This is a genomic window from Phytoactinopolyspora endophytica (assembly GCF_004138495.1).
GTDB classification, from domain to species: domain Bacteria; phylum Actinomycetota; class Actinomycetes; order Jiangellales; family Jiangellaceae; genus Phytoactinopolyspora; species Phytoactinopolyspora endophytica.
In genome coordinates this window covers 362,604-374,496 of sequence record NZ_ML142854.1, presented here as the reverse complement: position 1 = coordinate 374,496, position 11,893 = coordinate 362,604, and the positions used below count along the sequence as shown (strand labels likewise).

Here is an 11,893-nt window from a genome sequence, read left to right as displayed (position 1 = left end):
TGGTGGGAACCGACATCGGCGGCACGTTCACGGACCTGGTCCTACTGGAGGCAGGGGCACAGCCGCGGCTGTTCAAGGCGCCGACCACGCCGCATGACCGCTCCGAGGGCGTGTTGGACACCTTGAAGCTCGCCGCCGCCGCCGTGGAGCTCCCTCTCGACGACTTCTGCGCAGAGATCGGCTACTTCGCCCACGGCACGACCGCTGCCACCAACGCCCTGATCGAGCGGAAGGGCGCCACGCCCGCGCTGCTGACCACGGCTGGATTCGCCGACACGATGCTCATCCAGCGCAGCATGAGCTCCTGGATCGGCATGGACGGGGACACAGGCCACTACAGCCGGCGCCGCAATCCGGATCCGATCGTCCCGCGCCGCCTCATCGCCGAGGTCCACGAGCGCGTCGACGCGGCCGGGAACATCGTCGTCGAGCTTGCCAAAGACGAGGTCCGTTCGCTGCTGCGCCGGCTCAAGGCGGCCGGCGTGAGTGCTCTGGCGGTGTCCTTCCTCTGGTCGTTCACCCGGCCCCAGCACGAGCAAGCGGTGGCGGATCTGGTGGCCGAGGAGTGGCCCGAGGTCTATCTGACCCTCTCGCACGAGATCGCGCCGGTGATCGGCGAGTACGAGCGCACCGCCACCACGGTGGTGAACTCCTACCTCGGGCCGGTGATCCGCGACTACATCGCCCGCCTGCAGGCTCGGTTGCAGGAGGGTGGCTTCCGGGGCGAAGTGTCGATCATGGACTCCGGCGGCGGGGTGATGCGCGCCGACGACGCTGCCCGTCGGGCGGCGTCCCTGCTGACCTCCGGCCCGGCCGGTGGTGTGCTGGCCTCGGCAGAGCTGGCCAGCCGACTGGCCCACCCCAACGTCATCACCAGCGACATGGGCGGCACCAGCTTCGACGTCGGGCTCATCGTGGATGGCGAGCCTCTGGTGGAACAGACGAGTGAACTGGGCGGCTATCACCTGGCGCTGCCTCGGATCAAGGTGACAGCCATCGGAGCCGGTGGCGGATCGGTGGCGGCGGTGGACGAGGTCGGCGCGCTGGTGGTCGGCCCACGAAGCGCCGGCTCGGTACCCGGCCCCGCCTGTTACGGCCGAGGTGGAGACCTGCCGACCGTCACCGACGCGGACGTCGTGCTCGGCATCATCGACCCCGAGTACTTCCTGGGTGGACGGATGACGCTGGAGCCGGCCCTGGCTGAGAAGGCGATCCGGGCCCACGTGGCGGCACCGCTCGGTATGAGCGTGCGGGAGGCCGCGGCGGGCATCCGCAGCGTCGCCGACAACCAGATGGCCGACCTGCTGCGCAAGGTGACGGTTGAACAAGGCCGCGACCCGCGTGACTTCGTCGTGTTCGCCTACGGCGGCGCAGGACCGACCCACGCCGCCGCCTACACCGCCGCCGCCGGCATCTCCAGGCTGGTGATACCGCCGACGTCCACAGTGCACTCCGCGTACGGCACGGTCACCTCGGACCGATTCCGAGCGATCCAGGTCACCGACGTGCAGCGTACGCCGACCGGCAACGACGACCCGGCCGCGCACATCGACATCGACCGGCTGCAGCGGACCATGGACGAGCTGCAGGGACGCTGCCATGCCGACCTCGACAACGATCCGCGGGCCAGGTTCACCCGGTCGCTGTATCTGAAGTTCCGCCGCCAAACCCACGAACTGCCGGTGGTACTACCGAAGGGGCCGATGACCAAGTTCATGCTGCGCGGGATGGTGGACGACTTCCTCGCCACCTACGAACGGATCTACGGACCGGGCACCGCGATGCGCTCCGCCGGCCTGGAGATCCACACCCTCCGGGTGGAGGGCCGGGTCCGGGTGGACGGCCTGGCCGACCTCGAACCCGAAGACGGCGACGGCGGATGGGACGCCGCTCAGGTGGGAGTGCGGGACGTGTACTTCCCCGACACCCGCCAGGTGCCCGCACCCGTCCTCCGCGGCGAACAGGTGGGTCCGCACAGCGTCGTACCCGGGCCGGTGATCCTGGAGTTCGCCGGCACCACCGTGGTCGTCGGCCCCGGCCAGACGCTCCACGTCGACCCGTACCGGAACCTGATCATCGACTGCAGGGGGAACGCGTGAGCACAGAGCAACTGACCCAGACCACCGACGTCGACCCGGTGACCTTCGAGGTGATCCGGCACCGGCTGCTGGCCATCACCGACGAGCAGGGCGCCACTCTCGCCGCCATCTCCGGGTCGCCGCATGTGGTCAACGCCAACGACTTCAACGTGGGCCTCTACCTCCCGGACGGCTCGGTGGCCGCGATGGGCCGGACCATCCTGCTGCATTCGGCCTCGATGGCGCTGATCACCCGGCACGTGATCGCCGACTGTACCGAGAACCCCGGGATCCGGCCGGGCGACATGTTCGTGGTGAACAATCCATGGAAGGGCTCCATCCACGCGCAGGACATGGGCGTCGTCGCACCGATCTTCGTCGACGGTGAGCTGCTCGCTTGGAGCGGCGCGATGTGCCACATGCCCGACGTCGGAGGCTCGCGTCCGGGCAGCTTCTGCAATGACGCCACCGAGTGTTACCAGGAAGGCCTGCAGCTGCCGCCCACCAAGCTGGTCGAGCACGGCGAGCTCCGCTCCGACATGTGGAACCTCATCCTTGCGCATACGCGAGCAGCCGACGCCGTCAAGCTCGACCTGCGTGGGCTGATCGGCGCCAACAACACCGCAGTGCGCGCCATGACCCAGCTGGCGCGGCGCTACGGACCGGACACGGTCCGCCACGTCATGGCGGGTCTCATCGATCTGTCCGAACGGCGGCTGCGCCAGCGGCTGCGGTCCTTGCCCGACGCGACCGTACGGTCGACGGCGTACCTCGACAACGACGGCGGGCTCGACCAGACCTACGAGGTCTCACTCACCCTTACCAAGGCCGGCGAGACGCTGACCTTCGACTACTCGGAGTCCTCCCCGCAGGCACCCGGCTATATCAACTGCACGTTCTCCGGCCTGACCGCCGGTATCAACGCCGCCCTCCTGCCCACGCTCGCGTTCGACGCGCCATGGAACGAGGGCCTGTTACACCCCGTCGACGTGGTCTGCCCGGAAGGGCGGATCTGCAACGCCACCCGGCCGGCGGCCGTGAGCGGTGGCGCGTTGGAGGCGGGCTGGCTGGTGGAGATGACCGCGATCGAGGCGCTGTCAAAGCTGCTGGCCTGCTCCGACGAGTTGATGGGCGAGGCACAGGCGCTGCCGGCAGGTGGCCCCGATCAGTTCGTGCTGTCCGGGCTCAACGCACATGGCGAGCGGTTCACCCATGTCATCCTCGACTGCCTGGCCACCGGCGGCGGGGCGTACGCGCACCGGGACGGCGTGTGGACTCAGGGGCAGCACAACATCGAGCGGCAGCGGGTGTCGAATGCGGAGTCGATGGAGCTGGAGACACCCATGCTGTACCTGTGGCGCGGTCTGGTGACCGACTCCGGCGGCGCTGGGCGGCGGCGCGGCGGGCAGAGCATGGGCTCCGTCTACCTGGTGCACGGCGGCGAGGAGCTACGGGCCATGTGCAACGGGCACGGTTGGGAGGTGCCGAACTCGATCGGCCTGTTCGGCGGGCATCCCGGCACGCAGAACATCCGGGAGCTGGTCCGCGGTGGCGACGTGTGGGACCAGCTGCGCTCCGGCCGTATCCCGGCCGGCACCGGTGAGGTGACCGGCGAGCGGCCGGTCATGCGCGGGAGGCAGGGCATGTTCCCCATCGAGCAGAGCGACGTGCTCTCCACCATCCACCAGTCCGGCGGCGGGTGGGGTGACCCGCTGGAGCGCCCCGTCGCCGAATTGCGTCACGACCTGCTCGACGACGCCGTCAGCACCGAAGCCGCGGTCCGGCTCTACGGGGCGGTGCTCTCCGCAGACGGCGAGATCGACGACGCAGCCACGGCTCGCCGCCGCGATGAGCTGCGCACGGCTCGCCGGCGGTGGCCCGCGGCCAGCCCAACCATCGGCGTGCCCGACGATGCCGCCCGAGTCGGCCCCTTGGGTGACGGCCTGGAGCTGGTGGCCACCCCTAACGGAGACCGGTTCGTCCGCTGCCGATGCGGGCAGGGCCTCGCCCGGGCCGGCGAGCCGTGGCGGGATCATGCCGCCACCCACGTCGGAAGCGACGTGCACACGGTGAGCATGGCCGATCGCTTCAGTGCCGAGCTGGAGCTGCGGCATTACGCCTGCCCGGGCTGCGGCCGCCTGCTGACCGTGGATGTGGCCCGGATCGGCAGTCCCGTCCTACACGATGTGGAGGTGGCGAACCGATGAGCTCTGTTGTCTGGACCGGCGCGACGTCACACGTCGGCGCCATCCTGAAGAATCCCGATGCCGCGCCCGAGCGCTCCGGCGAGCTGCACGCGGCCTGGGATCGCATGGCCGCCGAGATCCGCGGGGCACGCCTGGACGCATTAGTGGTTGTGGCCACCGATCACTACGAGACTTTCCGCCTGGAGCACTACCCGACGTTCTGCCTCGGACTAGCCGACGAGTACGAGGGCTGGGGCGAGTTCGGCAACCCGGCCGGCGTCGTTCGCGGCGCTCCGGCGTTCTCCGCCGGGGTTCTAGCCGGGCTGATGGAGCGGGGGTTCGATGTCTCGCGCAGTCATGAGATGCCACTGGACCACAGCTTCATGGTGCCTCTGGTCAAGCTGAACCTGCTGGACGTGCCGGTCACCCCACTCTTCCTCAACTGCAATACGCCGCCGCTGCCCAGCCTGCGCCGTTGCCATGACCTGGGTGTGGCCGTCCGCGACGTGGTGGCCGGGTTTCCCGGCGAGCTGCGGGTCGGTGTGCTGGGCACCGGCGGGGTCTCGCACTGGGTGGGGCTGCCTCGGTTCGGCGATGTCAACGAGGAGTGGGACCGCCGTTTCCTCGCCTTGCTCGGTGACGGAAGGCTCGAGGAGATCCTCGAATGGTCCGACGACGACATCCTCGACCAGGCCGGAAACGGCGCGCTGGAGATCCGTACCTGGATCCTCACCCAGGGCGCGTCGGGCGGTCCGGCCGGCCGGTTGCTCGGGTACCAGCCGATGCCCGAGTGGTCCATCGGGATCGGCGTCATGGCCATGGGAGAGCGCGCATGAACCACCTGATGCTGACCAAGCTGGCATGGGCCCTGGAGCACGAGGACGGGCTGCTGGACGCCTACCGCCACGACCCCGGCGCGGTGCTCGACCGGTTCAAGCTGAGCGCCCGGCACCGGCAGGCGGTTCTCGACCACGACGCCGAGACGCTGCTGGCGGACGGGCTCAACCCCGTGGTCCTGCGCAATCTGCTGGTGATGCTGGGGGTGCCGCATGCCGAGCTGTATCAGCGCGACCGATGATCCACAATTCGGATCGTCATTCCGATGCGCGAAACGTAGCGTTATCGCTGACGCGCGTATCGATAGGGCCGCCGGCTATCCGTGGCCGGCGCCCGCGAGAGGAGACACTGTGGTTTCCACCCAGGACACACAGGCGGTCATCGGTTCACCGGACCGGGCAGGGCACCGCCGCCCGGCGACCGGACACGGCGAGCGACGCGGGGTGCGGTCGGTAACCCGCGCCCTGGACATCCTGACCGCGTTCAGCGCCGCTTATCCGCGGCTGCAACTGCGCGAGCTCGCCGACATCGTCGGGCTTCCCAAGCCGAGCACCCACCGCATCGCGGTGTCGCTCGTCGAGCGCGGCTTCCTACGCCAGGACGCCGACGGCGCTTATTCACTCGGCAGCCGCTTGCTGGAGCTCGGAGGGCTGGTGTCGAACACGGCTGCACTGGCACAGATGACTCGCGACGCGGTTGCCCGGCTGTCCAAGGAGACCGGTGAGACGGTGCTGGTGGCGGAGGTCGACTGGATGGACCGCACCGTGCTCATCACCAACAAGCGGGATGCGACCCATCCGCTGGCGGTGACGTCGCCGGTCGGCAAGCGATCCGGGCTGGGCAACGGCTGCATCGGCAAGGCCGTCCTCGGTCATCTCGACCCGGCGGAGGCCGACGAGCTCGTTCCGCAGCTGCACCTGGCCGCCCGGACGCCACGCAGCATCGTCGACCACGCCACCTTTCGGACCGAGATCGCCGAGACCGCACGACGCGGCTTCGCCACCGAGTCCGATGAGTTCATCGAGGGGGTGGCCGGGGTCGCGGCTGCCGTGAGCATCGGGGGCCGCCCGTTCGGGGCAGTGGCGATCGTCGTGCCGCTCTCCAGGGCGCCCAGGCGCCGGCTCGACCAGCTCGGCCGGCTGGTGATGCGGGCGCTGGCTGCCTCGTCCAGCAGCAGTACCGCGCCGCCGCTCGCGGCGACCATGTGACCGAACAGGAAGGCGACATCGCGATGAACCTCACGACGTTCGACAGCGTGCGGGCCGGCTGGGTCCATTTCTCCAACGGTGACCGGCTGGTCCGTGGCTATCTTGCGGTGCCGGACGAGCACGGGCCATGGCCCGTCGTGGTGACCGCGCACGAGAACCTCGGCGTCACCGAGCACCGGCAAGGAGTCACTCGCGCCCTGGCCGCCGAGGGCTTCGTCAGCCTCACCGTCGACATGTTCAGCCGCACCGGCGGGATGCCGCCGCAGAACTACGTCGACCCGGAAGACCGACGCAGCAAGGCGTTCCTTGCCGCTCAGGATGAGCTCGCGGTTCCAGACCTGCAGGCCGGCCTAGACTTCGCGGCTTCTCTCCCCGAGGCGGACGGGCGTCGGGCCGGCGCGCTCGGGTTCTGTCTGGGTGGCGGCAGCGTGCTGGTCTGGGCTACGCAGACCGACGATCTCAAGGCCGTCGTGTCGCTGTACGGGATCCCGATACTGCCTCCGGCATACTCGCCCACCGGCGCCGAGCGCTCACGCATCCCACTGCTGGCTCGGCTGCGGGCGCCGGTGCAGTTCCACTTCGGCGGCGCCGACGAAGCGATCCCGGCCGATCAGATCGATCTCCTGGAGAAGGCGCTACCCACCAGTGCCACCCCGGCCGAGCTGCACCGTTACGCCGACGCGGGCCATGCCTACCACGACGACACACACCCCAACCACCATCCCGAAGCGGCCGCGCTGACCTGGCGCCGGACCGTCGCCTTCCTCCGGGAGCGGCTGGCGTGACGCTGTGGACCGACCTGCTCGGCGCCGAGGTCCGCTGGGTTGACGCGGGCGGTGTGCGGACCCGGGTGTTGAGCACCGGGACGCGAGGGCCGCTGCTGGTGTTGCTGCACGGCCGCGGCGGTCATCTGGAGACCTGGACCCGCAACATCAATGCCTGGGCCGACGGACGGCGAGTGGCGGCCGTGGACCTGCTCGGCCACGGATGCACCGGCCCGGCCGGGTCCAGCTATGACGTGCCCGAGCTGCTCGAGCACGCCCAGGCCGTCGTCGACCGGCTTCTCGACGAGACCGGCGAGCGGCAGGCCGACGTCGTCGGGCAGTCACTCGGCGGCTGGGTGGCAGCCTGGCTGACCCGGCGGCGGCCCGGCCTGGTGCGCCGACTGGTACTGGTCGAGCCCGCCGGGCTGCAGGCGGAGGCCGAGCGGCTGGCCGATCCGCGGGTGGCCGCCGCTTACGAGCGCGGTGGGCGGGCGTTCGATGAGGTCAGCATGGAGAACGTCCGGTTGCGGCTGTGTCAGCTCCTGTTCGATCCAGACGCGGTCGACGACGAGATGGTCCGGCTGCGCTACCAGCTCTACCGGCGAGACGGTGCCTCGGCCGTGCACCGTGCGGTCCGGGCCGCGGACAACTCCGGCTGGCTGCTGACGCCGGAGTGGTGGTCCGAGCACCGCGAGCCCACGCTGTTCATCCGGGGTGAAGCCGGTCACCTGCCGGTGAGCGTGCTCGACGCCGTCGCCGCGCGAGTGCCAGGCGGCACCGTCCACACCGTGTCCGACGCCAAGCAGTGGCCGCACTACGAAAACCCCGCGGATGTCAACGCCACAGTGACCCGATTTCTCGATGGAGGACTCCGATGACTTTCTGGCTCGACGCACTCGGTGCCGAGGTCCGTTTTCACGACGCCGGCGGCTGGCGCACCCGATCGCTGGAGGCAGGTGACACCGGTGCCCATGTGATCTGCATCGGTGGGCTGACCGGCCACGTCGAGGCGTTCGTGCGCAACGTCGTCCCGCTGGCCGAGCGTGGCCTGCAGGTGCACGCGATCGACGCTCTCGGCCACGGCTGGACCGACAAGCCGGCCGACGTGACCTACCACGCGCCGGTCTTCACCGACCACCTGCTGCGGCTGCTCGACGCGATCGGCGCCGAGCGGGCACACATCGTCGGCCAGTCTCTGGGTGGTTGGATCGCCCTGTGGACCGCACTTCAGCACCCGGATCGGATCGGCCGGATCGTGCACGTGACCGGGGCCGGGATCGCGCTCGACGACGACGCCCGGCAGCGTGAGAGCAAGGCGGTGCACTCCCGGGTGCAGGACGTCACCCGCAAGGCCGTCGACGCACCGACCTTGGAGAGCGTGCGGACGCGGCTGGAGTGGCTGGTGGCCGACCCCGCGTCCGTCACTGACGAGCTGGTTGAGACCCGGTACCGGATCTACACCCTCCCGGAGAGCCGGGCGGTGATGCCCAAACTGGTGGCCGAGCAGCCGAGCGACGAGAACCGCGCCTACATGCTCACCGAACAGCGGCTGGCCGCTATCCAGCACGAGGTCCTCGTGCTCTGGAGCGACAAGAACCCCACCACTCCCGCCGAGGTCGGACGCCGGGCCAGCGAGATCCTGCCCAACGGCCGTTTCGAGATGATCAACGGCGCTGGGCACTGGCCGATGTTCGAGCAGCCGGCCGAGTTCAATCGGATCGTCGGCGACTACCTGCTGGGCGGCACCGTCGCCGGGAACGCGGCGTGAGCGGCGGCGCCGTGCGCGAGCTGGTGTCCACCGGCTGCCGGGTCCTGGCCGCCAACGGCCACTCCGACCTGGTGTGGGGGCATCTCTCGGCACGTGACCCGGACGGGCGCGGGGTCTGGCTCAAGCGGGCAGGGCTGGGCTTCGACGAGATCGGCCCCGACGACGTGCAACTGCTCTCCTGGGACGGTGAACTGCTGGCCGGACAGGGGCCGGTCCACCTCGAGCACCACATCCACATCGAGGTGTTGCGCGCCCGCCGCGACGTCGCCGCCGTGGTACACAGCCATCCCGAGGCGGCCGTGGCTCTGGCGGCCACCGGCCTGGCGCTCCAGCCGGTCGGCCACGAGGCGACGTTCTTCACCCCGCCGGATGTGCCACGCTTCGACCGGACCGGCGACCTGATCCGTACCTCGGAGCTGGGCGCCGAGGTGGCTGGCGTCATCGGCCCGCACAATGCCGCGCTGCTGGTGAACCATGGCGTGGTGGTGGCGGAGTCCAGTGTCGAGCGCGCCGTTTTCGGCGCCGTCGTGCTTGAGAAGGCGTGCCGGGCACAGCTGCTGGCGGTCTCCGCCGTCGGCGCCGATCGGCTGATCGCCTCGCCGGACGAGGAAGCGCTGGCTAAGCGGGAACGCTGCTACAGCGCCCGCCAGGTGAGCCTCGGATGGCAGTACCTGGTGCGGTCCCTGCCCGGGCCGGCCGCCGCGGGAGTGACGTCGTGACCGGCCGTTCCGAAAAGATCGGCGCAATGGCGCCGGCCGACGAAGCGGTGGCTCGCGCGGCGGACCGGCTGGAACGGGCGGCCCAGACCCGCGAGCCCTGCCCACCGGTCCGTGACCTGATCGGTGCCGAGGACGTGGACCGGGCCTACGCGGTCCAGGCCGAGCTGACCCGGCGCCGGAAACGGGCCGGTGCGCGCCGGGTGGGGTGGAAGATCGGGCTGACCAACCCGGCGGTGCAGGCCCAGCTCGGTGTCGACCAGCCGGACTTCGGGGTTCTTTTCGATGGCATGCGGGTCTCCGGAGAGCTGGACCGCGACATGCTGGTGGCGCCGCGGGTCGAGGCGGAGGTGGCCGTGGTCCTGTCGGCCGATCTCGACGACCGCGCGGCGATCGACGACCGTGCACGCCTGTGTGCCGCCGTCGGGTCGGTTGTGCCCGCCCTCGAAGTCGTCGACAGCCGCATCGCGAACTGGGACATCAGCATCGTGGACACGGTGGCCGACAACGCGTCCAGCGGCGCGTTCGTGACCGGCCGGCCGAATCCGCTGGGAGCGGCCGACCTGCGCCAGGTGCGGATGACGCTGCGCCAGGACGGCGAGGTGGTGTCCGCCGGGAGCGGCCGGGACTGCCTGGGCGACCCTCTGGCCGCGCTCGCCTGGCTGGCCGGAGTCACGTTGCGGCTGGGCGAGCCGTTGAGAACCGGGGACCTTGTCCTGACCGGCGCGCTGGGGCCGATGGTCCCGGTTCAGCATGGAGCGCATTTCGAGGCCGATCTCGGCTGGCTGGGCACAGTGTCCCTCGCCGTCGGCGCGGCCGAGGGAGGAGGAGACCGATGAAGACGAAGGCGGCGATCATCGGGTCGGGCAACATCGGCACCGACCTGATGTTCAAGATGATGCGGCTGTCCGAGGCGCTGGAACCTGCGGCTCTGGTGGGCATCGATCCGGAGAGCGACGGTCTTAGCCGCGCCGGCCGGCTCGGAATACCGACCACTGCCGACGGCGTGGCTGGACTGACAGCGATGCCGGGCTTCGACGACGTCGAGATCGTGTTCGACGCGACGTCGGCCCGCGCGCATGTGGCCAACGACGCGGCGTTGCGCCCGCTCGGCCGCCGGATCGTGGACCTGACACCGGCCGCGATCGGACCGTACGTCGTGCCGTCGGTCAATCTCGAGGATCACCACGCCGCACCGAACGTCAACATGGTCACCTGCGGCGGCCAGGCGACTATCCCGATCGTGGCCGCCGTCAGCGCTGTCACGGCGGTGCACTACGCCGAGATCGTCGCGGCCATCTCGTCGCGTTCGGCAGGACCCGGCACCAGGGCCAACATCGACGAGTTCACGCGGACGACCCGGGCGGCGATCGAGCGGATCGGCGGCGCACAGCGGGCCAAGGCCATCATCATCCTCAACCCGGCCGACCCTCCGCTGATCATGCGCGACACTGTTCATTGCCTGGTCTCCCCGGACGGCACCGAGATCGAGAAGCGGATCCGCTCGGCGGTGACCGCCATGGTCGGGCAGGTGGCCGCCTACGTGCCCGGATACCGGCTCAAGCAGGAGGTGCAGTTCGTGCCCCGCCCGGCCGGCCACGGGCTACGGACGCTCGCCGATGAGCCCGGTGAGTTACTCCAGGTGAGCGTCTTCCTGGAGGTCGAGGGCGCGGCGCACTATTTGCCCGCGTACGCGGGGAACCTCGACATCATGACCTCGGCAGCGCTACAGGTGGGCGAGCGGATCGCCCGCAGCGGCGCGGGAACGGCGGTGCCCGCATGAACAGCACAGGACCGGCCGCTCCTCGGGTTTACGTCCAAGACGTCACCCTGCGCGACGGCATGCACGCGATCCGGCACCAATACTCCGTCGGTCAGGTGCGGACCATCGCCGCGGCGCTGGACGCCGCCGGGGTCGACGCGATCGAGGTGGCCCACGGAGACGGCTTGTCCGGCACCAGCCTGACGTACGGGGCCGGGGCACACCCAGACCCGGAGTGGATCGCCGCGGCGGCCGATGCCGTGTCGAACGCCCGCCTGACCACGTTGCTGCTGCCCGGCATCGGCACCGTGGAGGATCTGAACGAGGCGTTCACGCTCGGCGTGCGCTCGGTGCGGGTAGCCACGCACTGCACCGAGGCCGACGTCGCAGCTCAGCACATCTCCCGGGCACGCGAGCTCGGCATGGATGTCGCCGGCTTCCTCATGATGAGTCACATGGCCGAACCAGGGGTGCTGGCCGCGCAAGCCCGGCTCATGGAGTCATACGGTGCCCATTGCGTCTACGTGACCGACTCCGGTGGCCGGCTGACGATGGACGGCGTGCGGGAGCGGGT

The 11,893-nt window shown here is 70.1% G+C and carries 12 protein-coding genes; all 12 read left to right on the top strand.

Features of this window, described 5'->3' with window-relative positions; all coding sequences use genetic code 11:
* Positions 1 to 2,099 (top strand): hydantoinase/oxoprolinase family protein (locus ELR45_RS14800; protein ID WP_165367783.1); only part of this gene is annotated, 2,099 nt, incomplete at its 5' end.
* The gene (locus tag ELR45_RS14795; protein ID WP_165367782.1) at positions 2,096 to 4,285 is read left to right on the top strand and encodes a hydantoinase B/oxoprolinase family protein; all 2,190 of its coding nucleotides are present in this window, start codon (positions 2,096 to 2,098) and stop codon (positions 4,283 to 4,285) included. The genes ELR45_RS14800 and ELR45_RS14795, both read left to right, overlap by 4 nt.
* Positions 4,282 to 5,100 (top strand): DODA-type extradiol aromatic ring-opening family dioxygenase, encoded by an 819-nt coding sequence (locus tag ELR45_RS14790; protein WP_129667078.1) that lies wholly within the window; start codon positions 4,282 to 4,284, stop codon positions 5,098 to 5,100. The genes ELR45_RS14795 and ELR45_RS14790 overlap by 4 nt, the downstream gene beginning before the upstream one ends.
* Positions 5,097 to 5,342 carry a hypothetical protein gene (locus ELR45_RS14785; RefSeq protein WP_129667077.1) on the top strand — a complete coding sequence of 82 codons (246 nt, stop codon included), beginning with the start codon at positions 5,097 to 5,099 and terminating at the stop codon, positions 5,340 to 5,342. Before ELR45_RS14790 ends, ELR45_RS14785 begins: the two co-directional genes overlap by 4 nt.
* Before the next feature lie 109 nt (positions 5,343 to 5,451).
* The gene (locus ELR45_RS14780) at positions 5,452 to 6,309 is read left to right on the top strand and encodes an IclR family transcriptional regulator (protein ID WP_205856602.1); all 858 of its coding nucleotides are present in this window, start codon (positions 5,452 to 5,454) and stop codon (positions 6,307 to 6,309) included.
* Positions 6,306 to 7,094, top strand: a complete 789-nt coding sequence (locus tag ELR45_RS14775; RefSeq protein ID WP_129667075.1) for a dienelactone hydrolase family protein — start codon at positions 6,306 to 6,308, stop codon at positions 7,092 to 7,094. The genes ELR45_RS14780 and ELR45_RS14775 overlap by 4 nt, the downstream gene beginning before the upstream one ends.
* Positions 7,091 to 7,951, top strand: a complete 861-nt coding sequence (locus tag ELR45_RS14770) for an alpha/beta fold hydrolase (RefSeq protein WP_165367781.1) — start codon at positions 7,091 to 7,093, stop codon at positions 7,949 to 7,951. Before ELR45_RS14775 ends, ELR45_RS14770 begins: the two co-directional genes overlap by 4 nt.
* A complete protein-coding gene (locus tag ELR45_RS14765; RefSeq protein ID WP_129667073.1) occupies positions 7,948 to 8,841 on the top strand; it encodes an alpha/beta fold hydrolase in 894 nt (297 codons plus the stop codon). Before ELR45_RS14770 ends, ELR45_RS14765 begins: the two co-directional genes overlap by 4 nt.
* Positions 8,838 to 9,560, top strand: coding sequence for a class II aldolase/adducin family protein (locus ELR45_RS14760; RefSeq protein ID WP_129667072.1), 723 nt, complete (start codon positions 8,838 to 8,840; stop codon positions 9,558 to 9,560). Before ELR45_RS14765 ends, ELR45_RS14760 begins: the two co-directional genes overlap by 4 nt.
* Positions 9,561 to 9,586: 26 nt before the next feature.
* Complete coding sequence (locus tag ELR45_RS14755) at positions 9,587 to 10,396, top strand: 2-keto-4-pentenoate hydratase (RefSeq protein ID WP_129667120.1); 810 nt, start codon at positions 9,587 to 9,589, stop codon at positions 10,394 to 10,396.
* On the top strand, positions 10,393 to 11,340 hold the full coding sequence (locus ELR45_RS14750; RefSeq protein WP_129667071.1) for an acetaldehyde dehydrogenase (acetylating): 948 nt from the start codon (positions 10,393 to 10,395) through the stop codon (positions 11,338 to 11,340). Before ELR45_RS14755 ends, ELR45_RS14750 begins: the two co-directional genes overlap by 4 nt.
* On the top strand, positions 11,337 to 11,893 hold a 557-nt coding region (dmpG, locus tag ELR45_RS40910), incomplete at its 3' end, for a 4-hydroxy-2-oxovalerate aldolase (protein ID WP_240759716.1). The genes ELR45_RS14750 and dmpG, both read left to right, overlap by 4 nt.